22 protein-coding genes are annotated in these 25,614 nt (G+C 38.0%); 6 read left to right on the top strand and 16 right to left on the bottom strand.

The features are described 5' to 3' along the window. Nucleotides 1-6: 6 nt before the first annotated feature. The 4 genes from MKZ25_RS00780 to MKZ25_RS00765 are packed head-to-tail and all read right to left on the bottom strand — an operon-like array spanning nucleotide 7 to nucleotide 4,641. The gene (locus MKZ25_RS00780; RefSeq protein ID WP_340799706.1) at nucleotides 7-1,491 is read right to left on the bottom strand and encodes a Na+/H+ antiporter subunit D; all 1,485 of its coding nucleotides are present in this window, start codon (nucleotides 1,489-1,491) and stop codon (nucleotides 7-9) included. Further along, nucleotides 1,484-1,822 carry a Na(+)/H(+) antiporter subunit C gene (locus tag MKZ25_RS00775; RefSeq protein ID WP_008407452.1) on the bottom strand — a complete coding sequence of 113 codons (339 nt, stop codon included), beginning with the start codon at nucleotides 1,820-1,822 and terminating at the stop codon, nucleotides 1,484-1,486. Before MKZ25_RS00775 ends, MKZ25_RS00780 begins: the two co-directional genes overlap by 8 nt. Nucleotide 1,823: 1 nt before the next feature. Beyond that, nucleotides 1,824-2,246 carry a Na(+)/H(+) antiporter subunit B gene (locus MKZ25_RS00770; protein WP_340716937.1) on the bottom strand — a complete coding sequence of 141 codons (423 nt, stop codon included), beginning with the start codon at nucleotides 2,244-2,246 and terminating at the stop codon, nucleotides 1,824-1,826. Continuing rightward, nucleotides 2,233-4,641: a Na+/H+ antiporter subunit A gene (locus tag MKZ25_RS00765; protein ID WP_340799705.1), complete on the bottom strand. Its 2,409-nt coding sequence runs from the start codon at nucleotides 4,639-4,641 to the stop codon at nucleotides 2,233-2,235. Before MKZ25_RS00765 ends, MKZ25_RS00770 begins: the two co-directional genes overlap by 14 nt. A gap of 332 nt (nucleotides 4,642-4,973) precedes the next feature. On the opposite strand from MKZ25_RS00765, the gene MKZ25_RS00760 reads away from it, so the two are divergent. From MKZ25_RS00760 to MKZ25_RS00740, 5 genes are all read left to right on the top strand, one after another. Next, nucleotides 4,974-5,660: a histidine kinase gene (locus MKZ25_RS00760; protein ID WP_340799704.1), complete on the top strand. Its 687-nt coding sequence runs from the start codon at nucleotides 4,974-4,976 to the stop codon at nucleotides 5,658-5,660. A 70-nt stretch (nucleotides 5,661-5,730) separates the two neighbouring features. Beyond that, a complete protein-coding gene (locus MKZ25_RS00755) occupies nucleotides 5,731-6,435 on the top strand; it encodes a FadR/GntR family transcriptional regulator (RefSeq protein ID WP_340799703.1) in 705 nt (234 codons plus the stop codon). Between the two features lie 109 nt (nucleotides 6,436-6,544). Next, complete coding sequence (locus MKZ25_RS00750; RefSeq protein WP_340799702.1) at nucleotides 6,545-7,261, top strand: (Fe-S)-binding protein; 717 nt, start codon at nucleotides 6,545-6,547, stop codon at nucleotides 7,259-7,261. Between the two features lie 19 nt (nucleotides 7,262-7,280). Next, a complete protein-coding gene (locus tag MKZ25_RS00745; protein WP_340799701.1) occupies nucleotides 7,281-8,708 on the top strand; it encodes a LutB/LldF family L-lactate oxidation iron-sulfur protein in 1,428 nt (475 codons plus the stop codon). Continuing rightward, nucleotides 8,705-9,385: a LutC/YkgG family protein gene (locus tag MKZ25_RS00740; protein WP_340799700.1), complete on the top strand. Its 681-nt coding sequence runs from the start codon at nucleotides 8,705-8,707 to the stop codon at nucleotides 9,383-9,385. Before MKZ25_RS00745 ends, MKZ25_RS00740 begins: the two co-directional genes overlap by 4 nt. Nucleotides 9,386-9,840: 455 nt before the next feature. Here MKZ25_RS00740 and MKZ25_RS00735 read toward each other — a convergent pair whose 3' ends face one another. From MKZ25_RS00735 to MKZ25_RS00680, 12 genes are all read right to left on the bottom strand, one after another. Next, nucleotides 9,841-11,895 (bottom strand): bifunctional aldolase/short-chain dehydrogenase, encoded by a 2,055-nt coding sequence (locus tag MKZ25_RS00735; RefSeq protein ID WP_340799699.1) that lies wholly within the window; start codon nucleotides 11,893-11,895, stop codon nucleotides 9,841-9,843. Further along, nucleotides 11,855-13,525, bottom strand: coding sequence for a ribulokinase (locus MKZ25_RS00730; RefSeq protein WP_340799698.1), 1,671 nt, complete (start codon nucleotides 13,523-13,525; stop codon nucleotides 11,855-11,857). The genes MKZ25_RS00735 and MKZ25_RS00730 overlap by 41 nt, the downstream gene beginning before the upstream one ends. 8 nt (nucleotides 13,526-13,533) lie before the next feature. Further along, the gene (locus MKZ25_RS00725; RefSeq protein WP_340799697.1) at nucleotides 13,534-15,318 is read right to left on the bottom strand and encodes an L-fucose isomerase; all 1,785 of its coding nucleotides are present in this window, start codon (nucleotides 15,316-15,318) and stop codon (nucleotides 13,534-13,536) included. Between the two features lies 1 nt (nucleotide 15,319). Next, complete coding sequence (locus MKZ25_RS00720; RefSeq protein ID WP_340799696.1) at nucleotides 15,320-16,765, bottom strand: rhamnulokinase; 1,446 nt, start codon at nucleotides 16,763-16,765, stop codon at nucleotides 15,320-15,322. 15 nt (nucleotides 16,766-16,780) lie between these two features. Continuing rightward, nucleotides 16,781-17,425: a class II aldolase/adducin family protein gene (locus MKZ25_RS00715; protein WP_340799695.1), complete on the bottom strand. Its 645-nt coding sequence runs from the start codon at nucleotides 17,423-17,425 to the stop codon at nucleotides 16,781-16,783. A gap of 14 nt (nucleotides 17,426-17,439) precedes the next feature. Beyond that, on the bottom strand, nucleotides 17,440-18,390 hold the full coding sequence (locus tag MKZ25_RS00710; protein WP_340799694.1) for a Gfo/Idh/MocA family protein: 951 nt from the start codon (nucleotides 18,388-18,390) through the stop codon (nucleotides 17,440-17,442). Nucleotides 18,391-18,450: 60 nt separating this feature from the next. Continuing rightward, a complete protein-coding gene (locus MKZ25_RS00705; RefSeq protein WP_340799693.1) occupies nucleotides 18,451-19,434 on the bottom strand; it encodes an ABC transporter substrate-binding protein in 984 nt (327 codons plus the stop codon). A gap of 51 nt (nucleotides 19,435-19,485) precedes the next feature. Beyond that, nucleotides 19,486-20,493: an ABC transporter permease gene (locus tag MKZ25_RS00700; protein WP_445326846.1), complete on the bottom strand. Its 1,008-nt coding sequence runs from the start codon at nucleotides 20,491-20,493 to the stop codon at nucleotides 19,486-19,488. Nucleotides 20,494-20,508: 15 nt separating this feature from the next. Beyond that, a complete protein-coding gene (locus MKZ25_RS00695) occupies nucleotides 20,509-21,984 on the bottom strand; it encodes a sugar ABC transporter ATP-binding protein (protein WP_340802943.1) in 1,476 nt (491 codons plus the stop codon). A 35-nt stretch (nucleotides 21,985-22,019) separates the two neighbouring features. After that, nucleotides 22,020-22,790 (bottom strand): DeoR/GlpR family DNA-binding transcription regulator, encoded by a 771-nt coding sequence (locus tag MKZ25_RS00690; protein ID WP_340799692.1) that lies wholly within the window; start codon nucleotides 22,788-22,790, stop codon nucleotides 22,020-22,022. Nucleotides 22,791-22,801: 11 nt separating this feature from the next. Further along, nucleotides 22,802-23,230, bottom strand: coding sequence for an RbsD/FucU family protein (locus tag MKZ25_RS00685; protein WP_340799691.1), 429 nt, complete (start codon nucleotides 23,228-23,230; stop codon nucleotides 22,802-22,804). A gap of 285 nt (nucleotides 23,231-23,515) precedes the next feature. Continuing rightward, nucleotides 23,516-24,715, bottom strand: a complete 1,200-nt coding sequence (locus tag MKZ25_RS00680; RefSeq protein WP_340799690.1) for an MFS transporter — start codon at nucleotides 24,713-24,715, stop codon at nucleotides 23,516-23,518. 185 nt (nucleotides 24,716-24,900) lie between these two features. On the opposite strand from MKZ25_RS00680, the gene MKZ25_RS00675 reads away from it, so the two are divergent. Continuing rightward, on the top strand, nucleotides 24,901-25,581 hold the full coding sequence (locus MKZ25_RS00675; RefSeq protein WP_340799689.1) for a DUF421 domain-containing protein: 681 nt from the start codon (nucleotides 24,901-24,903) through the stop codon (nucleotides 25,579-25,581). Nucleotides 25,582-25,614: the final 33 nt, after the last annotated feature.

Here is a 25,614-nt window from a genome sequence, read left to right as displayed (position 1 = left end):
CCTCCTTTATTTATTCGTATTTAAAACCGCATCAATGTATACAGAAGGGTTTGATAATGTGTAAGCTGCATCATTCACATAAACTGCCAGCCCTTCAGCGCCAACTCCTAAAGCAACGATACAGATCGTCAATAGCACAAACGATACCATCGCCCCGCGTGGCATTCGAATTTTATCTTCTTCATTTATCGATGTTTCTCCAAAAAATGAAGCAAGGAAAATACGCATTAATGAATAGAGTACAATGATACTGGAGCCGAATGCCAATGCCAATAAAATGTAAGCCTCTGCTTCAACCGCGCCCTGGCCGATCAATACTTTTCCGATAAATCCGCTTAACGGCGGAATTCCGACAAGCGCACACAACATAATAAAGAACAGCCAGCCAAATACCGGATAGATTCGAATTAACCCATTCATATTTTTCACGACAATTTCCCCTGTTAAAAGCACCATTGTTCCAATAAGTAAAAACAGCAGCGCCTTGCCAAGCATGTCGTGGATTAAGTAATATACCGCTCCAGCCATCGCTGATTCTGTTCCAATTGCCAGCGCCACCAATATAAAACCAACACTAATGATGACGTTATACGTGGCAATTGTCCGAACGTCGCGCCCGGCAAATGCGCCCATACATCCCGCTATAATCGTCAGCCCTGCCATCACACCAATAACTGTATGGGTAATTTCCGGCTGTAACGGAAACATGAGCGTGAATGTACGGAACAATGCATACATGCCGACTTTTGTTAGAAGCGCAGCAAATAAAGCCTGTACTGCTGTTGGGGGCACACTGTATGAACCTGGAAGCCAGAAGAACAGCAGCAAGCCTCCTTTTAAAGCAAAAACAATAAGGAAAACAAGTGCAACAACCGTCAGTAACGGATCTTGGCCGGCTTCTGCAACGCGCTGTGCAATATGCGCCATATTAAGCGTCTTTAACGTTCCATACATGAAAGCAAGTGCCACGAGGAAAATCCATGATGCGACAACATTAATAAGTACATATTTAATCGACTCGCGCAGCTGTATTTTTCCCCCGCCTAGAGCGACAAGTACATAGGACGCTAAAAGCATTACTTCAAAACAAACGAATAAGTTGAAAATATCGCCTGTTAAAAACGACCCGTTCACACCTGCCAGTAAGAACAAGACAAACGGATAAAAGTACATTTTTTCATGACGCTCGCCAATTGTGGAAAAGGCATAAATTAAACAGATGGCTGTAACGATGCTTGCCGTTAAAACAAGAAGTACCGAAAATGAATCAGCAACAAATAATATACCGAACGGCGGCGCCCAACCACTAAAATCTATACGCATAATACCTTCTGTCTGAATGAGCTGTAACAGGATAACAGAAGTACCTATTACAAAAATCATAGTTACTAAACTTACAACTCGCTGAAGTTTAATATTATTATTTAAAAATACTAGTAATGCGGCCGTTATAATCGGCACAATCATTGGTAAAACAATTATATTATTCATCTGATGACCCTCCAAGTTCCCCTAGATCATCGGTTCCGTTCATTAAATACATACGATAAGCCAGTACGAGTAAAAAGGCCGTAACAGCAAAGCTGATAACGATTGCTGTTAAGATCAACGCTTGTGGCAAAGCGTCGGTATATGGTGCAGCCGCTTGACCTAATAACGGCACACTCCCCTTCTTTAACCCGCCGACCGTCAATAGCAATAAGTGAACGGCATGAGATAAAATGGCGGTGCCGACAATCACGCGTATGACACTACGAGAGAGGATTAAATAAGTAGCGACTGCGACTAGAATGCCGACAAGTACAATCATTAATGATTCCATACTATTCATCCTCACTTATATTTAAAATAATCGTTACGAGTGTACCGACAACCGTCAATGCGACACCTGCTTCAAAAATCGTAACAGTGGACAAATGCTTTTCTCCTATTAACGGGAGATTATAATAACCATCTGTCTGTGTTAAAAATGGTACATCAAAGAAAACCGAGGCAATGGCCGAACCTGTCGCCAGCAATACACCGATTGCAGCAACTTTTTTAAAATCGAACGGCATGCCTTTATGCACGGTTTCAATGTCATACGTCAAATATAGCAGGACAATCCCAGAGCCAAGCACTAACCCGCCGATGAATCCGCCGCCCGGAGCATTATGTCCCGCAAAAAATAAATACATACCAAGCGTAAAGACGATGAACACAACGCCTCGTACGACTGATTTTAAAATAACATCATTTACTTTCAACGTCTGCATCCCCCTTTTTCGCCTTAAGCTTAATAAGTGTGTAGACGCCAAGTCCTGCAATGAAAAGTACAACTACTTCAAGCATCGTATCGAATGCACGGAAATCGCCTAAAATCGTGTTGACGATATTTTTCCCTCCTGCAAGATCATACGAGTCCTCAAAGAATTTCGAGATTGGTTCAAAACGATCGTAATTCATTACAGCCAATCCGATCAGTGTCACAGTTGCTCCGACCGCAATCGAAATGGTCACCTTCGCAAAACGCCAGCTTTTCGAAATATACTCATTTTTAAGCTTCGGTAAATATTTGAATGATAGTAAGAACAGCGCTGTTGTGACCGATTCGACGACAAGCTGTGTGAGCGCCAGATCCGGAGCTCTGAATACTACGAAGAAAAAGGCAACAGAATAACCGAGTACCCCGTTCAACAGCACGACAGTAATACGCTGCTTTGCAAAAATAATCGCAATTGCAGCAGCAATCATAACGAATACCAGAACTAATTCATAAGGCTCGATCACCGAGTCTTTTGAAGGATTCCAGCTGAATACGTCCGCATAAATCATATACCCTGCCAGTAGAGTTACAAAAAACACATATATATATACGAAATAATAAGTTAGATTACCGTTCATATAACGGTTTGTTACACGTCCTGATACATCCTCACTTGAATTGATCACACGTTCATAAATCGCATTTAACGTAAAGCTTTGCGGGATTAACTGATAGACCGGACGCCATTTTTTTAATGTACGGTACAAGAAAACCCCTACAACAATGACACCAAATGTCATAATAAGCTCCGTATTAAAACCATGCCATGCTGAAATATGAGGCGTCAATTCCTCTGCAGAAGGAAACATTGGATAAATACTTGCCATCGCCGGACTTAAAATATAATGTCCCAAAACATTCGGGAATATGAAAATTCCAATTACGAATGCCACTAAAACAAATGGTGAAATCAGCATGCCAAATGGCGCTTCATGTGGCGGCTTTTCCAGACGATCCGGCTGTATTTTCCCGAAGAAAGTACGCATGACGATAATGACACAGTAAATAAACGTAAACACACTTGCCACCCAGGCGATAATCGGGAATAAAAGACCGATGCTATCAAGTGAGAAAATATCAAGCTGTGTAATTTTTAATGTTGCTGTAAAGAACATTTCCTTACTTAAAAAGCCATTGAATGGGGGTAAACCGGCCATTGAGGCACTGCCGATTACAGCAATCGTGAATGTAAACGGCATTAACGACATCAATCCGCCCAATCGGCGAATATCGCGTGTTCCTACTTCATGGTCAACGATTCCGACCATCATAAAGAGCGCGCCTTTAAATGTCGAGTGGTTGATTAGATGGAATAATGCAGCAAATGTAGCCTGTGTATAAATTACCGATTGTGTTGAATAACCAAAATGCAGCGCTGCAGAACCAAGACCGAATAAAGACATAATCAGGCCAAGCTGACTAATTGTGGAGTATGCCAGCAGTGCCTTTAAGTCATACTGGCGAACCGCATTGAATGAGCCCCAGAATAATGTAAGAAGACCTACCCCGCTCACTGCCCAAAACCATACTTCATGACCGCCAAAAATCGGTGTTGTACGAGCTACTAAATATATACCCGCTTTTACCATCGTTGCAGAGTGTAAATAGGCGGAAACAGGTGTCGGTGCTTCCATCGCATCCGGCAGCCAAATATGGAACGGGAATTGCGCTGACTTTGTAAACGCTCCTAAAAGTACAAGACACATTGCCGGAACAAAATACACACTCGATTGCACAACATCCAAATTCGCAATAATTTCGCGAATACTAAACGTTCCGGATGCAACATATAACATTAAAAACCCTGCGAGCATCGCAACACCACCAGAAACGGTAATGGTCATTGCTTTTCGCGCACCCGCACGAGATGCTTTACGATGATGCCAAAATGCAATTAACAGGAAGGACGATACGCTCGTTAACTCCCAAAATACATAAAGCACCATTAAGTTATCCGAAAAGACGACGCCTAACATCGCGCCCATAAATAATAGTAAGTAGCAATAGAAATGGTGTAATGATTCTTTCGTTGATAAATAGAAAATTGAGTAAAGTATTACTAAACTGCCTACCCCAGTAATGAGTAAGCTGAAAATCATACTCAAGCCGTCTAAATAAGTAGTAATATTAATACCGAAAGAGGGGATCCACTCAAATGTCTTAATAAACACTTCGCCATTGGCAATTCGAGGGATATATGTAGCTAAAATCGAAAACAATGCAACAGGGACAATTAATACGAACCAACCTAAATGTATATTCTTAAATCTCCTGTATATGAATGGGATTAATGCTGCAGCAAGAAACGGAAGCATAATCGAAAAAGCAATAACCAAAAGCAATAACCTCCTAACCGATTAAGCCAATTAAATATGTAAAGTTCGGCATTCGAACAATCACACTTGACTATCTATATAACTATCTTCATAATAATGTGGCATATGGGGAATATATTTTCCAACAAGAGTAATTTAAGAAAAATTACAAAAGCAAAAAAATAACATAAAATTTACTGAATATAAATATGCATCATAGAAATAAGTATACAATAATAATGGGTGTATTGCACTGTAATAGCCTTCGTTTTATCTCAATTATGCTTAATTTCTCAAAATATATTCGGATTCAATTCATTATTATAGGATAAGAAAAAGAGGTGCGAACTAAAATGAAACATGTTAAAGGCCGATTAGACGAAAGTATTTTGGTTTGTGTATATTACGGACAAAATGGTGAGCGTTTAATTCGCCGGGGACACAAGCTTGCTACTTTACTTGACTGTCCATTATATGTGTTGACTGTTGATTCAAAGCCACTTGATGCATTTGATGCGGAAAAATCAGGCTATATCGAACAGTGGAAAGAACTTACTGATGAATTGGATGTAGAACAATTCATTATTAAAGATAATGAAAAGCGTCCATTCCATAAAGTCATTACAGAAATTGCAATGAACTTTAATATTACCCAAATCATCGTAGGTCAAAGTGCCCAAAGTCGCTGGGAGGAAATTACAAAAGGTTCTTTCTTGAATGTTCTCTTAAAAGAAGTGCCATTCGTAGATTTTCATATAGTATCGGTAAAACGTCCTTCTGAAGATGAACTGATCGATGTATACGAAAAAGGTGTACGTGCTTATTTAATCCAGGAAAATGATTATTATAAAGTCGTGTTTACATGCCCTAAAATTGTGGCACTGGAAGGGATTTTCTTTAAGGAAATCGGGACAGACTTCGATAATGGTATATTCAAGTTCAATTATAACGGGAAACTTTTAGAGGCTGATATAACAGAAGGTACTGTTAACAACCCTGAAATTCTTCCTAAAGATCGTTTTACATCACTAAAACCTTAATACGAAAGCTGTTTCCAAGTTATTGGAACAGCTTTTTTTAGAATTTATAAAGTAAGAAAGGATTTTTAAAATGAAATTTGAAGTACCAAAAACAAAAAAATTATATGAACAAATAGCCGCTATTATCGAACAGAAAATTATGATCGGGGAAATTGCACCTGGCGATAAGTTGGATTCGGTTGAACAGCTTGCCAAAAATTTCGAAGTTGGCCGCTCTGCAATTCGTGAAGCTCTGACGGCTCTTCAGGCACGTGGAATAATCGAAATCCGCCAAGGAGAAGGAACTTATATCCGCAAAGTAACGGCCCAGGATATTTCATTAAATATTCCTACATATGCCTCCTTTTCTGAGCAGGATTTACAGCAAATATTTGAAGTGCGAAAAATTTTGGAATTAGGATTAATTGAAAATGCCGCAAAACGCAGAACAAATCGTCACCTTGGACAATTAAAAGAAGCGCTCATTAAAATGAACGATGCTCTAATCGATCCTGAGGCAAGCAGTAACGCCGACATGCAATTTCATGCAATCATCGCTGAAGCAGCGGACAACCCTCTCCTCGTTTCGATGCTGCAAAGTGTTTCAAAGCCGATTGCACGCCAAATCCAGCATACCCGTTCCATTTTATCCACTACAGATCATGCTGCTTTATACGATTTACACGAAGAACATACCGCGATTTACAATGCTTTAGCGAATGCAGATGATATACAAGCTAAAAAAGCGATGGCAAAACACCTTAAAACCGTTGAGTCATTACTTTTCAGACAATAATGTTTTAATACAATATTATTCTCGTTGAATACTAATTTATTTAGTCATCAGATGACCTGTTGACTTAATTATCAGAAAGTTGTAAATTTAATGGAACAGGGGGGATTGGATGAATGTATCATTATTCGCTACATGTTTAGTCGATATGGTTCAAAGTAATATCGGGAAAAACACTGTTGAGTTGTTGGAACGCTTAGGTTGTACAGTAAATTTTCCAAAAGGCCAAACTTGTTGCGGTCAGCCAGCCTATAACAGCGGCTATGTAAAAGCTTCTAAAGAAACGATGAAAAATACAATTAAAGTATTTGAAGATGCAGAAGTCATCGTCTGTCCATCAGGTTCTTGTGCGTACATGCTGAAAGAATATGTTCATATTTTTAAAGATGAACCGTTTTGGCAGGAAAAGGCACAAAAAATCGCTGACAAGACATATGAACTGACACAATTTATTGTTGATGTACTTAAAGTTGAGGATGTTGGAGCAAAACTAAACGGAACGGCTACTTATCACCCTTCCTGTCATATGACGCGCTTATTGAAAGTTCAGCAGGCTCCCCTCACGCTGCTCCGGAATGTAGACGGTCTTGAGCTGCTGGAAATGCCTTTAAAAGAAAATTGCTGCGGTTTTGGCGGAACATTTTCTATTAAAATGGGACCGATCTCCGAACAAATGGTTGATGAAAAGATTGCTTCTGCCAAGCAGATTGCTATCCATTATTTAATAGGGGCTGATGCGGGATGTCTCATGAACATCGGCGGGCGGATTGACCGGAAAAATATTGACATTAAAACAATGCATATCGCAGAAATTTTGAATAGCCGCTAATAGAGAGGACGTGTTTCAAATGGCGATGAAAATCAGTCAGCAAAAATTTAATGAACGTCTTTCCTCCAACCTGGAAAATGATTTTATGCGTGGTGCGGTAGCTGGCGCACAACATCGTTTTCAAACAAGACGGAGCGCTGCTGTTGACCCTTTAGATTGGGAAGAATGGCGTAATCATGGAGAAGAAATCCGGCAGCATGTATTGGAAAATCTCGATTATTATTTACATGAATTGAGTACAAATGTAGAAGCGCGAGGCGGTCATGTATTTTTTGCACAAACTGCCGAAGAAGCTACCGATTACATTTCAACCGTTGCCAAACAAAAAAATGCGAAAAAAATAGTCAAAGCAAAATCAATGGTAACCGAAGAAATCAATTTAAACTCACACTTGGAACAACTCGGATGTGAAGTGATTGAAACTGATTTAGGCGAATATATTTTACAGCTTGATGACCATGACCCGCCTTCTCATATCGTGACACCGGCACTTCATAAAAATAAAGATCAGATTCGGGAAGTATTTGAACAAAAAATTGGTTATACGGCTTCCTCCCAACCAGAGGAACTAGCCCTGCATGCCCGCAAAGTTTTACGTGATCATTACTTAACGGCGGATATCGGTATTACGGGATGCAATTTTGCCGTTGCGGAAACAGGTTCTGTTTGTTTAGTAACGAATGAAGGGAATGCGGATTTAGTAACAGCCTTGCCGAAAACACAAATTTCCGTCATGGGGATGGAGCGGTTAGTACCCACATTTGAAGAAATGGAAGTACTCGTCGGTATGCTTACACGGAGTGCGGTTGGCCAGAAGTTGACAAGCTATATTACAGTGCTGACAGGCATAAAAGAAGCGCTCGAAGTCGATGGCCCCGAAGAATTTCATTTAGTCATTGTAGATAATGGGCGTTCCTCGATTCTAGGTGGCGAATTCCAGTCGATTTTACAGTGCATTCGCTGTGCGGCATGTATTAATACATGCCCTGTTTATCGCCATGTCGGCGGGCATACGTACGGATCTATTTACTCCGGTCCTATTGGGGCGGTATTATCACCGTTATTAGGAGGCTACGATGACTATAAAGAGCTGCCTTACGCTTCCACTTTATGTGGTGCATGCACGGATGTATGCCCAGTGAAAATTCCGTTGCACCAATTGCTTCATAAGCATCGGGAGGTGATCGTTGAACGGGAAGGCCGTGCCCCGATCAGTGAAAGTTTGCTGATGCAGGCATTTGGAATGGGCACTTCTTCACAATCAATCTATCAATTAGGCACTAAAGTAGCTTCAACCGTTATGAAGCCGTTCACGAAAAACGAGAAAATTTCTAATGGTCCAGGTCCACTGAAAAACTGGACAGCGTATCGTGATTTCCCTTCTGTGCAAAAAGAACGTTTCCGTGACTGGTTTGAACAGCATAACAAGGGAGGCAAATCCAAATGATTCAAAATCGAGAGCCCTTTTTACAAACAATCGCTGCCCGTCTTGGCAGATCCGCTCCTTCTTTAACTAAACCGAAGCGAAACTGGAAGCACCTCCCTCAACACGAAGTATTGAAGGACGCTTCGATGGAAGAACTTATCGAAGTGTTGAGAGAACAATGCTTGAACATCCACACTACATTAAAGAAATGCACACAGCAGCAATTGCCTGAAATATTAAATGAAACAATTGTAGATTACGGTGGCGGGCGAGTAATTTACAGCAATGATTCGCGTTTTGAAGTATTGAATGTGTTACCGGTTTTTGAGCAATATGAACATTTAAAGTGGCAATCTGCAAACGGTAAGGAAAATATCGATTTTGCTGAACAGGCAAATGTCGGTGTCGTAATCAGCACCGTGACATTAGCGGAATCCGGCACGATTATGCTTCAAACATCACCGGAAGTCGGCCGGACGCTTTCATTTTTACCTGAAAATTCAATTGCCATTATACCAAAAAGCAGCATCGTTCCCCGTATGACACAAGCTGCCCAATATTTACGAGAGCAGTCCCATGTTTCGTCCTGTATTAATTTCATTACAGGACCAAGCAACTCCGCGGATATCGAAATGAACTTAGTTGTCGGGGTTCACGGACCGGTAAGAATGACGTATATTTTGGTGGAGGATTATTAAAAAAGAGGTGGCGGCATAACACAAAAATACTATTTTGGTAATGCCCCCTGATTTTTTATGCAGCTCAATAGCTGGCATTAGTTCAGTATTTTAACGAAATCATGCCGGCTAGTTTTTGTTTAATTCGCTCGTTGCTATAGCGCATAATATTTATAAAGCCATAGAAAAACACCCAAAAAGTTAGTTTTTTCTCTAACTTTTTAGGTACACTACCTTTCCTCAAGGAGAAAATGGGATTTTTTGCTCTGCATATAATTGAACTTCATTCCGGGACGCTTTCCGCCGGTGTCGTACTATTCAATCAGGAAGCTCTGCTGTAGTAAAATGCTTTAGTCGGTATCTACAATCGCCGACTTCACTCCAATCAGTTTATAGCGCATCATTTATAAAACATATTCTAGATATATACCCCTAAATTTCCATTTACATCCCATCTTCAGTGAAGCAGAGAATATTCATCGCGTAAATGCAGCTGTTACACCACCATCAACCGTCAACATGCAACCTGTTGTTTTTTTTGTTTTTTCCGAGGCAAAAAATGCAATAGCTTCTGCAATATCCCTAGGATATATATTTTCTTTTAAAACTGTACGTTGTCGATAATGTTCCTCTAATTCTTGCTCCTCAATTCCATATGCTGTTGCACGTTCCTTGCGCCAATTTGATCCCCAAATAGCAGAGCCTTGTAAAACGGCATCAGGCAATACAGAATTTGCCCGAATTCCAAAATCTCCACCTTCTGCAGCTATACAGCGGGCTAAATGTAATTCAAGAGCTTTTACAGCGCTATAGGCCGATGCATTTTTCCCTGCATAAACAGAATTCTTCGAAGCAATGAAAACCATACTTCCCCCTAAATCCTGTCTTTTCATAATTTTAAATGCCTCTCTGGACACTAAAAAGTAACCAGTACCAAGTACATTCATATTCAAGTTCCATTCATCTAGCGAGGTTTCTTCAAAGCTGCTGGATGTCGCAAGTCCAGCATTATTAACTAGAATATCTATTCCTCCAAATCTTTCAATGGCAGTATTAAATGCTGAAATAATTTGTGCCTCATCCGTTACATCCATTTGTACTGCTATAGCAACTTCCTCACCATACATAGCATTTATTTCTTCCGCTACTTTTTCAGCTCCTGCTATATTTAAATCAGCTAATACTACATGTGCTCCTTTAGAGGCAAATAATCGGCATGTTTCGCTTCCAATTCCTCCTGCTCCACCGGTAACAAGAGCGATTTGTCGAGAAAATTCATTTTCTGGAGGCGCTAAGCTAAGTTTATATAATTCTAGAGGCCAGTATTCAACAGCAAAAGACTCTTCTTCAGTTAAAGAGGTAAAGCCTCCTAATTTATAGGACCCTTCCATAACAGCAATTGCCCGTTTATATAAATCTGCACTTAATTTTGCTGCGTTACGATTTTTGCCAGTTGTGATCATTCCTATCCCTTTTATTAAAATGACACGTGGTGCCGGATTAAACATCTTATCTGTACTTTCAGCATACTTAGTAAAATATGCTGAATAATCTTCTATATATTGAGTGATTCCTGCTAACACTTCATCCTTTAATGTTTGTTTGTCACCACTCCAATTAATGAACAGCGGAATACGCTTAGTGTGCACTAAATGATCCGGACAGGCTGCTCCAACTTGCGATAACGTTTCTGCTATTTCACTATTTACAAAGTTTAGTACCTCTTCAGATGTATCTATATTCGTGACAACACGTTCATGGAATGAAGCCGCGCCACGCACTATAGGTAAAAGCGTATGAATAATATTTTGTTTTTCTTCCATTGATGGTTCTGGAATCGATAAAGCGCTTGAAACTTGATTGATAGAGTAGTTTTCAATAAATTTCTCAGCTTCATTAATCACTTCAATTGTTTTATTATAGCTTTCCTGAGCTGTATTTCCCCATACAACCAAACCATGTTTCTCCATCAATACCAACTCGGCATTAGGGTTATTCCGCACACCTTCAGCAATCATTTTGGAAAGTGTAAAACCAGGACGTATATAGGGAACCCATACATATCGATTCCCCCAAATCGCATCTGCAATTTTTTGACCATCCGGTGCACAACATATACTTATAATAGCGTCTGGATGTGTATGATCCACATGTTTATATGGTATAAAAGCATGTAGCAATGTTTCAATTGATGGTCGCGGGTAATTCTTCGTAAGTAAACAATGCTCTAAATATACAACCATTTCTTCGTCAGACATCGAAGTACGATGTTCTAACTCAAGCATATCTTGAAGTAATAAACTTGAGAAATTCTCTTCCCTCATCGTTGCTAAATCAGAACCGCTCCCCTTAACCCACATGATATCTACTTCGTTACCTTTAAAATCAACAGCACGAGTTTTGAATGAGGTATTGCCTCCACCCCAGTTGCATACTGACCGATCAGTCCCAATTAGGTTAGAACGGTATCGCAGCTCCTCCAGCGAATCTTCAGGAGGTGCTGTATTCATGTCCCATAAATTTTTCACCATCATTATATTCTCCCATCTTCAACTCATTTAACATTGGCATGAGTGGATTATTATAAAAAATTTCATTTAACGTTTGGTAATGTTTATATAGTGTTTCATATACTTTTTCATTTTTCTTATTAGGCTTAAATATCACTTCGCAAGTTGTTCCATATTTACGTGCTGCCTCGTGTAATGGAACTCTTTCAAAAGCGGCCGCACCGAGAATAGCTGCCCCTAATGCCGGTATTTGGGTTTCTTCTAATACAATCAGCTCTTTTTGCAATACATCTGCATAAATTTGTACTAGTAAAGGGTTTTTTTTCGGAATTCCGCCTGCTAAAATTATCTTATCGATTGCAAGACCATTTTCTATAAATAACTCAACAATTTGCTTTGTTCCAAAGGCGGTACTTTCCAGTAATGCACGATATTTTTCGTATGCCTTTGTTTGTAAGGTTTCACCAACCATTACTGCAGTTAAATTCGGATTGACATACGGGGTACGGTTCCCGTTATGCCAATCGAGTACGACTAAACCATGTGAACCAGTTGACTGCCTACCCGCATAACTATTTAAGATTTCAAATACAGAACAATCCTTCTTTTTTGCCTCTTCGATATAGCGAGTTGGTAATTGTTCACGAATAAAGTAGGAGAAAATATCACCTACTGCTACTTGCCCAGCTTCATAAGCAAATAAGTCTTTGAAAATTCCATCCTTCACTACCCCGGAAACACCTGGAATCATTTTCTCTTCGTTGCTTAACAGCATATGACAACTAGAAGTCCCCATAACAATTAACATTTCATTACTCCTGCTTACTCCTGCACCAACTAAAGCTGAATGAGCATCAATAATCGAAACAGCTACAACAACATCTGTATGCAGTCCTAACTTTTCTGCCATCTCTGGAGTTAAGTTTCCTGCATACTCTCCTGCAAGCATTGGTTTTCCGGCTAATTTCGTTTTATAAATATTTGTAAATGAATCATCAATTAGGCTTAATACTTCTGGTTTTAAATAACCATCTTCACTTTGCCATAATCCTTTAAAGCCTGCTTGACAGCTACTTCTCACCAGGGAGCCAGTTAATTTACTAACCAGCCAGTCTCCCGCTTCCATAAAATACTTACATTCTTCAAATATTTGCATATCTTCATTTTTCAATTCCAAAAGTTTCGGCAAAAGCCACTCAGAAGAAATAGTTCCACCATATTTTTTTAAGTACGGGTGATTGCTCAATATATTGGTAATATGCTCTGCTTCTTTATATGCACTATGACTTTTCCATAGTTTTGCATATGCATGTGGGCGTTCCTTATATTCCAGCTGATTACATATTGGGTTAAATGATTCATCGACCGGTAAAACTGTACAACTGGTAAAATCTATTCCAATAGATTTTATAGAAGTAGATGGGAGCTTTTGTTGCTCTAATAAAAGTGTAATTAAACTTTCCATACAGTCTAAATAATCATTAGGATTTTGAAGTACCTTATTATTTTTTATTTTTACATTGTAAAGGTTTTCTGTAATTATCCCATGCTCATAGGTTTGCTCTACAACAGCTGTAATTTGTTTTGTTTTCAAGTCAAGTAATGCTGCGCGACATGATTCGGATCCATAATCTAAACCTATACTATACATAGCCCCTCCTATTTATATAACGGACCCAGGTTCTGACATGCTCTAAAATCTGCTTGCTCTTGTTCCTGTGTTCCAAACATATTCCAAACACTGGGACGATAAATGTTCTCTTTTGGTACATTATGCATATTTACAGGAATCCTTAAAATTGATGCTAACGTAATAAAATCTGCCCCAATATGACCATAAGAAATTACACAATGATTCGATCCCCAATTATTCATCACTGAGTAAACGTCTTTAAAGGCACCTTCTCCAGTTAAATTCGGGACAAACCATGTAGTGGGCCATGTTGGATCTGTTCTCAGATCGAGTGAATCATGCATTTCTTCCTCTAATTCCACTGTATAACCTTCTGCAAGTTGGAGAACAGGCCCTAGTCCCCGAATTAAGTTTAAGCGTGCTATCGTTACCGGCATTTCTCCTTTTGTTGTAAAATCTGTAGAGTAACCGCCTCCACGGAAATAGCCAGTATTTCCTGGACGTAATTGTGTATTTTTTATACATGCCTCTACTTCTGCATCTGTTACCTCCCAAAATGGTTTAATGGCTGGTTGTCCGTTAATTTTTTGCTGCCCCGTCCCATCTAATGCAGCAGGACCCGAATTGATTAAATGAATAAAACCATTTTCTGAGCGTCCGGTAGGTTTTTTTCCCGTTACACGTTCTACTGCATCTCTACTCCAAAATGTTCTCACATCTGCAAAAACCTGCGCGCTATTTGTCAGTAAATGACCAAATGCCATTGTAACCCCATTCATCGCATCATTTTCCGTTGCTACTAAATACGGCGCACGTTTCCCATTCCAATCAAAAGATGAATTTAAAATGGCTTCCATGAAATCCCCATTAGGGTAGTGATCTGTCCATTGACGCTGCCCTTGGAAGCCGGCAATAAGTGCGTTACGCCCCATTCCCTCTTCAATAAAACCTGCTTCTTTGATAATTTCATTCCCTTGCATTAAATCTCGCACAATTAATGTCATTAAAATGGAGGTTTTTAAATCCTGCTCTTTTTGTTCTACAGTACGTTGGTATTGTTCCTCGTTAATATCCTCACCAAAAACAAAATTTCCCTTTACCCATTGATAGGCACGTTCAAATTCTTCTTTATCGTAAATACCCAATTCAATTCGACGTAAAATTTCAACGGATTCTACATATTCATTTCTCATCCCTAAGTAGTCTTGGAAAAAATCATCCCGTACAATACTTCCAGCAATGCCCATTGAAACTCCACCAATAGCTAGATACGATTTTCCTCGTAGAATGGCAGCAGCAAGACCAGCCTTTGCAAATCGAATAAGCTTTTCTCTTACGTCAGCTGGAATTTCCGTATCTCCAATATCCTTTACGTCTTCCCCATAAATACCGAAAGCTGGTAATCCTTTATAATTATGTGCTGCAAGAACCGCAGCCAAATATACCGCTCCGGGTCTCTCTGTTCCATTAAAGCCCCAAATCGCTTTTGGTATATACGGATCCATATCCATTGTTTCAATCCCGTAGCACCAACTCGGAGTTACTGTAATGGATACACCTACACCTTCGCGTTTGAATTTTTCTGCACAAAGTGCCGCTTCTGTCACTCCTCCAATACAGGTATCAGCAATCACACATTCAACAGCATCACCATTTGGATATTTTAATGTTTCATTAATTAACTTTGCGACTGCATTTGCCAAATTCATAGCTTGTGGTTCAATTGATTCACGTACTCCACGGCGTCGGCCATCTACAGTTGGTCTGATTCCTATTTTTGGAAAGTCACCTATAAATCTGTTTTCCTTCATTTCATTGCCTCCTAAAGATATTTTTATATTTTACTTTTAAGGATTTCCATACGTCAGCTTCCTGAGGTTCATACTCCGTTACAGTAAATGATGCTTTAATTACATCTCTGCCTTCCTGTAAGTTAGAAATCTCTCCTAAAGCCCTTAATTGAGAGAGACCATTACCAAGAGAACTTGCCTCTACCGGACCAGCAACCACTCTTTTACCGGAGGCATTTGCAATTAGTTGGCACAATAATTTATTTTTGGCTCCCCCTCCCCCAATATAAAGAGTCGGAGAATAATATCCTGTAATCCGCTCAATATCATCAATAATATTGGCATAATAAATTGCAAGACTCTCACTAAAACAGCGAATCTGCTCCGCAATGGATATGGGAATTGACTGATTTGTTTTTTTACAAAATTCATGGATTGCGTTTACCATGGATACCGGATTAAAGAATACTTCATCCTCAGGATTGATAATTGCTCTGAATTCTTTATTTTCATAATAAGCTTGTTCTTCGTGTTCAAATGTTGTGTGTACTTGCTGTTGCTGCCATTCTTTCCTCAACTTCTGTAAAATCCAAAAACCAGTAGCATTTTTTTGAAATCGAATCATTTTTTCACTCGTTCTTTCGTTTGTAAATCCTTGTTGGAATGCTTCTAAAGAAACAACTGCTTCCTCTAATTCCATTCCAATTAAACCCCAAGTCCCTAAACTAATAAATATTCCATTTTTATCCTCAATAGGTAATGCACTTAAGGCGCATGCTGTATCATGACCAGGAACTAAAGCCATTTGTATAGTAGGAAATTGAATGAGCTTTCCTATTATTTCATGTGTTTGCCCTATGGGTGACAAAGGAAGTTGTTTATTAAATAACTTTTCTATAAGTTCGTTATCCCAATTCTCACTTTTTAAATTGAGTAGTTGTGTTGTGGAACCTATAGTTAACTCATTAATTTTTTCTCCTGATAAGGCATGCATCAGTAGACTTGGCATTAGTAATATATTTTCTGTCTCATCAAGTAATTGATTATAATTATCATCAATAGCCATTAATTGAAAAAGAGTATTTATACTGGATATTTCATTTCCAGTTCTTGTATATAGATCATAATGATTAATTATTTTTTGAACTTTCTCGACATAGGGTACACTGCACTTATCCCGATAAGATAAAGGGTTTTGAATTAATTGGCTGTCCTTATTTAAACAAGCAAAATCAACCCCCCATGTATCAATACCTATGGACTTCCCCTTATCTGGTGCAGCTTTTTGAAGACCAATATGTAGCTCCTTTATTAATCTCTCATAATCCCAATAATAATGAAATTCTTTCTGGAAGGGTTCATTTGTAAAGCGATGCACCTCTTTCAACTTTATTGTTTTACCATTAAAGTGTTGTGCTGTTAAACGACCATTCGATGCACCCAAATCATACGCCAGGACCGTTACCATACCGTATTTCCCCCTTTATTTCTCCAGTAAATTTGCTCTATACCGTTCTGCGGATAGATTCCTAAGTTCATCGCATTCTTCTTCTGTTAAAATGCGAGGGGATCCGATTATCTTACTAAATGTAAATACTTTTGCTGACTCTTCAGTCAATTGCATGAAAAAAAAAGCTTCCTTCATTGTCCGGCCAACTGTTAACACACCATGATTTCTAAAAACTAGAACACTTGTATCTTCTATTTGCTCTGCCACTTTATTTGCCAACAATGATGTAGTTGGAACTACATAATCGATATAGCCCACCTTTTTAATCATTGCTGGAAAATCCGGAAATAGCGCGGGAATCTCGTTTCCTGTTGATGAAACTGCCACAGAAAATGTAGGGTGTGCATGTAGGCAAGCATTAATATCCGGACGTTTTCTAAAACATTCTAAGTGCATTAGGACTTCAGATGAAGGTCTTAGTTCCCCTTCAATTTCTCCTGAATCTATATGGACTTTTACCCATTGGTTATCTTTAATTTCTTTTAAATCAAAGCCGCTTGGAGAAATATACATATACTCATCATCTCGCATACTTAGATTTCCTCCAGCGCCAACAACCAGACCGCTAGTGACTAACTCATTCGCATAGTGCTTTAAATCCGCAATTATCCTTGACATTAAATACCTTCTTTCTAAATTATTTTATAAAGCTTGGTAAGTGCTTCGGTTTGTGCTAACATCTCTTCTAAACTATAAAGTTGTTTCTTACCTCTTACAGCCTGTTCAAAATTTTCAATTTGTAATTGGTAAGCATCACCTTCGAAGTAATATTCATTTTTCTCCTGCTCTTTATATACTTCAATAACCCCTAAATGGTTATGAATATCTGATCGAAATGCATGAGGTAAATGAATCACCCCTTCAGAACCTATAATTTTAAATGTATTTGTAAACTCTCCTGAAAAACTACAATCTATATGCCCTACGATGCCGTTCATATATTGAATTACACCAGATATTTTTACATCTACATCTAAATATCGCTCGGTTATAAATTTTGCTTCTTTCACCGGTTCTCCTAGAATATATTGTTGAATATTAATGCAATAACAACCTATGTCATACAAAACACCTCCACCTAAATTAGGTGTAATACGTATGTCATTTTTCCAATTTTCTAAAACGAAGTGAAAATTGCTCGACATCGATACGATATCTCCGATTTCTTTGTTTTTCATCATTTCTTTAAGTGCTTTTATTTGCGGATGAAATCTGTACATAAAGGCTTCCATTACTACTAAATTTTCCTTCTCAGCTAATCTTTTGATATCTTGCATTTGTTCGACATCTAAAACAATTGGCTTTTCTACTAGAACGTGTTTATTATGTTTTAATGCTTCCATCGTCCATGTATAGTGAAGTGAATTAGGTAAAGCTATATAAACGGCCTCAATATTTTCGCTTTTCAATAATGCTTCATATTCTCTGTAGACTTCTTTTATGTCGAACTCTCTGATCCAACCATCAATATTGCGAGAAAAGCTTGCGATTGCTTGTATACTCCCGCCATTTTTTAAAATTGCGGGTATTATCTTTTCCTTTGCGATTGTAGCTGCGCCAATAATTCCCCAACGTAAAACCATTCTATTGCCTCACTTTTTGAAGGGAACCGTTTAACTCTAAAACAGTTCCCTCTTTATTAATTATTCGTAAATTGCTGATTGGATTTCTTCACTATCGATATTATCTTTGTCATACCAATAAAAACCTGTATCAATGTTTTTTTCTACACTTTCCCCGTTCATAGCTGCTACGGCCGCTTTTACTGTTTCATAACCAATTCCAACTGGATTTTGAGTTACAGCTCCTGCTGCTACACCATTTTTTATTGCATCTATTAATTGCTTACCGGAGTCAAAACCAACTACAACAAGGGAGTTTACTTTATTCATTTCTTGAATAGCATTTACTACACCGATTGCTGATCCTTCATTTGTGCCAAATATCCCCTTTAAATCGGAGTTCGCCTGCATAATTGCCTTTGCTAAGTCGGTTGATTTTAAATGATCTCCACCACCGTATTGGATATCAACTATTTCAATATTCGGATAATTCTCTTCGATTTGATTTACGAAGCCATCTCTACGTTGTACCCCTGTTACAGAAGTCTGATCATGAACAACTAAAGCTATTTTGCCTTCTTCACCAATTAATTCCGCCATTTTATCGGCCGCCAATGCTGCTGCAGCTTTATTATCTGTTGATGCAGTCCCTAATGGAATATCACTTTCTACCCCTGAATCAAAAGCAATAACGGGGATATTTGAGGATTTCGCTTTTTCTAATAAAGGCACTGCTGCTTGTGAATCCAAAGCCGCAAAACCTAAAGCATCCGGTTTTTTATCCAATACCGCTTGCAACATTTCAATTTGCTTATCAACTTGAGATTCACTTTCAGGTCCTTCAAAAGTAATCTGTACATCAAATTCTTCTGCTGCTTGTTCTGCGCCTTTTTTTACCGCCTGCCAAAACTGATGTTGAAATCCTTTTGAAACGATTGCAACATAAGGTTTATTCGAATCTGCTGAAATGTTATCTGCAGAAGTCCCTTCGTCTGCCTCACCATTACAAGCAACCAAGATTACTCCAACTAAAAGAATGATACTAAAAAGCCAACTTTTTCTCATTTACCTTCCCCCCACCAATTTTTATATTAGGCCGCTATGGCTTAATAACTATTATTTGCTTTTTTTACGTCTCCAAATATCCATAAATACGGCAAAAATAATGACAATTCCAACAACTACTGTTTGCCATTCTTGAGGAATAGATAGAACACGTAGTCCATTTGTTAAAACACTCATAATTAATGCCCCAATAATTGTTCCTACAATTGTTCCCTTTCCTCCGCTTAATGATGTTCCACCAATTACTACGGCTGCAATTGCTTCTAATTCGTATCCTTGACCAAGCGCCGGTTGAGCAGAATTTAACCGGGAAGCCATAATAACGCCTGCAATCCCTGTAAATGCTCCCGCCAAACTGTAAATCCCTATTTTCCAGCGGTCTACATTAATTCCTGAAAGCTTGGTTGCTTCTTCATTACTTCCAATTGCAAAATTAAAGCGACCTAAAATGGTTTTGGATAGAATGATTGCAGCAAGAATTCCTAAGAGGAAAAAAATAAAAATAGCGTTTGGAATTTCAATACCCGGAATAATGTTGCCCATCGCAATTTTCGAGAATGAAGGATGGTCTGTAAAGTAAATAGGAGCAGCATCTGACAAAACTAAAGCAAGCCCTTTTGCAATCATCATCATAGCTAGTGTTGCAATGAATGGAGGTATTTGTAACTTTGTTATTGCGACTCCACACAGCATTCCACAAATTGCCCCTGTTGCAATCCCTCCGATAATGCCTACTATAATTGGTAAGTCAGCCGTTACTACAATTAGACCTGTTAAAACTGAGGATAATGTCATTACCGTTCCTACAGATAAATCGATTCCCCCTGTTATAATGACGAATGTAGCACCCAAGGCCAAAATACCAATAACTGCTGTGGATAATAAAATACCGATAACATTACTCCATTGCATAAAATTTGGAGATGCAATAGAGAAGAAAATTATTAAGATTACTAAACTACCGAAAGCTAAAAATTGCTGTAAACTGCTATTTACAAATTTCATATTTTCTAGCTTCAAATTCTTTGTTTTTAGATTTTCTGGTTTAACAATTTCCATTTAACTTCCCCCCCTTTAATTTCGATAAGCAGTCGCAAGTTCCATAATTTTTTCCTGACTTGCTTCTTTTGCCGATAAAACCCCTGTTATTCGCCCTTCTGACATAACTGCAATACGATGGCTCATTCGTAAAATTTCTGGTAACTCTGAAGAAATCATGATAATTGCTTTCCCCTCTTTAGTAAGGTCATCTAATAATTTATAAATTTCCCCTTTTGCACCAACATCAATTCCCCTTGTTGGTTCATCAAAAATTAAAATATCACAATCCCGATGCAGCCATTTAGAGATAACTACCTTTTGTTGATTTCCCCCGGACAATAATCTCACTGGCTGATTGATAGTTGGGGTTTTTATCTTCAATTTCTCAACATAACTTTTAGCTGTCTTATCAATCTCTTTATTAAGGACAAATCCACTCTTATTAAAATAAGACATGGATGCTAAAGCTACATTTGTTTTGACATTTTCATCTAAAAGTAGCCCTAAATTTTTTCGGTCTTCCGTTAAATAACCTATTCCATTCGCGACCGCTTGTGAGGGGTGGTTAATGGACACCCGCTCTCCATGTAAATAGAGTTCACCAGATTTAATTTTATCTACACCGAATATAGCATTTGCCACTTCTGTACGGCCTGATCCCATTAATCCCGCAAAACCTAATATTTCTCCTTTTCTTAAAGCAAATGTAATATCTTGAATATGTGTATTTGTAGTCACATTTTTTAATTCGAGCACAATTTCTCTTACTTCATTTGCCAATGTAGGCTGTGACTCTATATATACTTCACGACCAACCATTAAACGTATAACTTCACCCATTTCTGTTTCTTTCGTATTTAAGGTAGTAATAAGTTTTCCATCTCGCATAATTGTAATTCGATCGGTTATACGCTTTAACTCATCCATACGGTGAGAAATATATATAATTCCTACTCCTTCTTTTTTAAGTGCTTTAATAATTTCAAATAGCACATCGATTTCCGTTTCTGTTAATGCTGTTGTTGGTTCATCCATAATTAAAATTTTCGATTCATATGAAAGCGCTTTCGCAATTTCCACCATTTGTTGCTTGGCAATTGTCAGCAATTCTACCTTAGTTCGGATATTTAAATCTAACGATAGTTTATTAAAAAGCTCTTTTGTCATTTGATAGAGTTTTTGATCATTTACGAATATGCCCATCCTCTTAGGTTCTCGACCGATAAATATGTTTTCTGCCACTGTCAAATCCTTCATTAAATTCAATTCTTGATGGATAATCGAAATACCTAATTCACTAGCTTTTTTAGGGTCTTTTACTTGAATCAACTGACCATTCAAAAAAATTTCCCCTTGATCTGCCTCATAAATACCTGTAAGGATTTTCATGAGTGTGGATTTTCCTGCACCATTTTCTCCGACAAGTGCCAATACTTCTCCATGATTCAAATCAATTGAGACATCCGATAGTGCTTGAACACCAGGAAAACCTTTCGAAATATTTTTCATTTCTAATAACTTCACTTTTTGCACCACCCTTACAATTAATTCAGTTTACTGTAAATTATTTTTTTATCTTTAAATTCGTAGAAAGAGAAATATTCTCGAGATACATAATCGTCCACTATAATAATATCAACAACATCAATTGATCCTATTTGAACGAATGATTTTTTATTAATTTTTGAATGATCGGCCATTAGAATAATTTTCTCGGATCTTTCCATTACTGTTCTTTTTACAGCTGCCTGTTGTTCATTGGAATCACTAATACCCAGAGAAAAGTCAAATCCTTTACATGATAGAAACATTTTATTTACATAATAATTTTTTAGAGACTGAATTGTTGTTGGACCAATTAATGAAAATGAATTTTGGACTAAATTCCCTCCAGTTAATATAATTTCTATATTAGTTTTTTTAGAAAGCTCAAATGCAACAATCAATGAATTTGTCAGTACTTTCATCTGTATATTTGGAAGCGCTTTCGCGACGTAGAGGGCTGTAGAACTGGCATCTAAAAATATGACATCATTTTCTTCTACCAGTTTTGCAGCTTCATTTGCAATGCTTTGTTTTTCTTTTGCCATTAAAACTTCACGTTCTTTAAAAGGAATTTCATCATCATTTTTAGTATCAAGCACAATGGCTCCACCATGTGTACGCTTCAGCTTATTCTCCACTTCTAATTTTTCTAAATCACGACGAATCGTTTCTTCAGTTACGCGAAAAGTTTTACTTAAATGATTTACTTTAATTGCACCATTTTCATAAAGCATTTTAATAATTTCTTGTTGTCTTTCTTCGGCAAACATCTCTAATTCTCCTATTCTAATGAAATTACACCTTTTCTTAAAATAATGTTCGCATAAAGTTGGTCTTCTGATGTAGCCAGAATCGCATATGCATTTTTAGCTTTTTCATAAAATTTAAATCTCTCAAGAAGCAAAGGGGTATTTGACATATATTCTTTATTAATTATTTCTTCATAAATTCCCCAAATTTTTGGACGTCCTATTCCTTGATCAGGCATCATAAAAGTCACTGGTTTATCTACATAGCTATCTAATGGCATCAAATCTAAAATACCTTGTAGTAATTCTGGAATCTTTAATCCGTCTGCTCGAATACATTTTTTTGCATGGGATTCAGCAGGGAAATTACCATCAGCAATAACAATTTCATCTCCATGTCCCATTTCCATCAATATTTTAAGTAAATTTGGGGATATACAAGGACTGATATTTTTGAGCATCTTTGTTCTCCTTTGTTTATGTTGTTTTAAATTTAACAATTTTCTGAATATTTTTCAACTATAAATTTACAAAAATATCGTAATTTACAGAATAATTATGTTTAAATAACAATTTTATTATTAATGTGTTTATAAAACACAAATAAATTAATAATATAATTTTTTAACAATAATTATTTTTTTATTTTTGTTTTTATGGGTTTTTATTTAAACTACAAAAGGACTTTAGTTTTTTATCACTAAAGTCCTTTTTTATAAATTTATACATAAACTTTAATTCCCGTACTATTCCCCTACTCGATCACGCGGCAGGAAAAATGCTACGAGCAACAATAATGTCAGTACCGATATCGCATTCATCGTGAAGTGAATGCCCATCTTGTCGATAAGAATTCCGATAACAACCGAGCCAATTGCACCCATTCCGAATGCAACACCGACTGTTAAACCGGCCATTGTACCGATTTTCGATGGGACAAGTTCCTGTGCATACACTACCGTCACTGTAAAGCTGACCATAATCAAGAGTCCGATAATAATGAGTAGAACCATTACAGCCGGCAAAGGAACAAACGGAAGTGCCAGGCAAAATGGAATCGGTGCAATCACCGACAGCAATATAACATTTTTCCGCCCGAAGCGATCTGATAATGGACCACCAAAAAATGTACCTACAACCCCCACTGCCATGAAGATAAAAATAAACAGCTGACCGCGCTCAACACTCATCCCATATTGTTCCGTTAAATAAAAGACATAGAAACTTGTTATATTCGTAACGTAAAACGAACGGGCAAATATAATGAACAGCAGCACGAGTAAAGCCATTCCAACTTGCTTTTTCGTTAAAGGCGGCAAGGATGAAATCAGCATTTTTTTGATTTTTGATCTCTTTTCCGCTTCGAGCTGACGTTTATACCACATCGATATTTTCGTTAATAAAAAGATACCGATCGCTGTAAAAATGAGAATAACGGAAACGCCGTACATCCCGAATGGCAAAATGATAAATGCGCTTAGCAATGGGGCTAATGCCTGTCCGCTATTGCCCCCTACCTGATAAATGGACTGAGCTAAGCCGCGCTTATTACCTGCAGCCATAAACGATACGCGTGAACCTTCCGGGTGGAAAATGGCTGAACCAAGTCCCAAGAATAGCACCGACACTAAAATCATCCAGTATTCGCCCGCTAATATGAGCATGGTCAGCCCGATAAACGAGCTCACCATCCCAAGCGGCAGTGCATACGGAAATGGCTTTTTGTCTGTCATAAATCCGACGGCTGGCTGTAGAAGGCTGGCAACCATATTCAGGACAAACGAAATCATTCCAAGCTGCGTAAACGTTAATCCTAAGTCCCTTTCCAATAATGGGAACATTGCCGGTATAACAGCCTGCATCGTATCATTAATTAAGTGACATACCCCTATTGAGACCATAATTGGATAGACAGGGTTTGATTGATTTATTGTTGTAGTCGACATTTTTTCACATTCTTTCTGCTAGATCAATAACATTACGCACAATTTTTTAATTCAGCAAGATTATTATAAAAATCCCCCTCAATTTCACTTCTCTTATTGAATGTGTTAAGGGTGCATAGTTTAACACTTTTTATTCATACTACCCTTTAAAAGGAGGGATTATCATAGAACTGAACCTTGGCGAAATGATTTTACGTGCAAGCTTTTCATTTTTCGCAATTTTAATACTCGCTCGTATTATCGGTAAAAAGCAAGTGAGTCAGCTCACTTTCTTCCACTATGTCACGGGTATCACTTTTGGTTCGATTGCTGCCGAAGTCTCGACTCAAGTTGAAACCCCTTTTTTAGATGGTATGGTTTCTTTAGTAGTGTGGGCTGTATTAACAATTGCCGTCAGTTATATTTCATTCAGATCACCAAAAGCACGCATCCTTTTTGACGATAAACCGGCGATTGTCATTAATAACGGTGTCATTTTAAATAATGAATTGAGAAAAGCACGGCTTCATCCAGATGAACTTGCTATGCTTTTGCGCGAACAGAGTATTTTCTCATTTGACGAAGTACTTTATGCCGTTTTTGAAACAAATGGAGAACTAAGTGTCCTGAAAAAGCCGCTTGCCCGTACCGCAACAACAGAAGACGTATCAGTATCTGCTCCTGCCCCGCAATACTTGCCAATGGAACTGATTACGGACGGACAAATTATTCAAAAGAATTTAACCGAACTCCAGCTTACGGAAGACTGGCTCAGAAAAAAATTAGCAAAAAAAAATATTCATGACATCGATAAAGTTTATTATGCGCAAATTTTAGAAAATGGATCGCTCTATATAAGTATAAAAAATGCCAGTCCGCCTTCTTAACATTCAATCATTGAAAAAGACAATTAACTTACA

It is taken from the genome of Solibacillus sp. FSL W7-1464 (genome assembly GCF_038004425.1).
In the GTDB taxonomy this organism is placed as follows: domain Bacteria; phylum Bacillota; class Bacilli; order Bacillales_A; family Planococcaceae; genus Solibacillus.
Note: the sequence above shows the minus strand (reverse complement) of the source record. Positions and strands in the feature narration are given on the sequence as shown.

Bases quoted from the DNA above. Each gene is read 5' to 3' on its own strand.
- MKZ25_RS00780 (WP_340799706.1), bottom strand. From the start codon at position 1,491: ATGAATAATATAATTGTTTTACCAATGATTGTGCCGATTATAACGGCC.
- MKZ25_RS00775 (WP_008407452.1), bottom strand. From the start codon at position 1,822: ATGGAATCATTAATGATTGTACTTGTCGGCATTCTAGTCGCAGTCGCT.
- MKZ25_RS00760 (WP_340799704.1), top strand. From the start codon at position 4,974: ATGAAACATGTTAAAGGCCGATTAGACGAAAGTATTTTGGTTTGTGTA.
- MKZ25_RS00755 (WP_340799703.1), top strand. From the start codon at position 5,731: ATGAAATTTGAAGTACCAAAAACAAAAAAATTATATGAACAAATAGCC.
- MKZ25_RS00750 (WP_340799702.1), top strand. From the start codon at position 6,545: ATGAATGTATCATTATTCGCTACATGTTTAGTCGATATGGTTCAAAGT.
- MKZ25_RS00745 (WP_340799701.1), top strand. From the start codon at position 7,281: ATGGCGATGAAAATCAGTCAGCAAAAATTTAATGAACGTCTTTCCTCC.
- MKZ25_RS00740 (WP_340799700.1), top strand. From the start codon at position 8,705: ATGATTCAAAATCGAGAGCCCTTTTTACAAACAATCGCTGCCCGTCTT.
- MKZ25_RS00735 (WP_340799699.1), bottom strand. From the start codon at position 11,895: ATGGTGAAAAATTTATGGGACATGAATACAGCACCTCCTGAAGATTCG.
- MKZ25_RS00730 (WP_340799698.1), bottom strand. From the start codon at position 13,525: ATGTATAGTATAGGTTTAGATTATGGATCCGAATCATGTCGCGCAGCA.
- MKZ25_RS00725 (WP_340799697.1), bottom strand. From the start codon at position 15,318: ATGAAGGAAAACAGATTTATAGGTGACTTTCCAAAAATAGGAATCAGA.
- MKZ25_RS00720 (WP_340799696.1), bottom strand. From the start codon at position 16,765: ATGGTAACGGTCCTGGCGTATGATTTGGGTGCATCGAATGGTCGTTTA.
- MKZ25_RS00715 (WP_340799695.1), bottom strand. From the start codon at position 17,425: ATGTCAAGGATAATTGCGGATTTAAAGCACTATGCGAATGAGTTAGTC.
- MKZ25_RS00710 (WP_340799694.1), bottom strand. From the start codon at position 18,390: ATGGTTTTACGTTGGGGAATTATTGGCGCAGCTACAATCGCAAAGGAA.
- MKZ25_RS00705 (WP_340799693.1), bottom strand. From the start codon at position 19,434: ATGAGAAAAAGTTGGCTTTTTAGTATCATTCTTTTAGTTGGAGTAATC.
- MKZ25_RS00700 (WP_445326846.1), bottom strand. From the start codon at position 20,493: ATGGAAATTGTTAAACCAGAAAATCTAAAAACAAAGAATTTGAAGCTA.
- MKZ25_RS00695 (WP_340802943.1), bottom strand. From the start codon at position 21,984: ATGAAAAATATTTCGAAAGGTTTTCCTGGTGTTCAAGCACTATCGGAT.
- MKZ25_RS00690 (WP_340799692.1), bottom strand. From the start codon at position 22,790: ATGTTTGCCGAAGAAAGACAACAAGAAATTATTAAAATGCTTTATGAA.
- MKZ25_RS00685 (WP_340799691.1), bottom strand. From the start codon at position 23,230: ATGCTCAAAAATATCAGTCCTTGTATATCCCCAAATTTACTTAAAATA.
- MKZ25_RS00680 (WP_340799690.1), bottom strand. From the start codon at position 24,715: ATGTCGACTACAACAATAAATCAATCAAACCCTGTCTATCCAATTATG.
- MKZ25_RS00675 (WP_340799689.1), top strand. From the start codon at position 24,901: ATGATTTTACGTGCAAGCTTTTCATTTTTCGCAATTTTAATACTCGCT.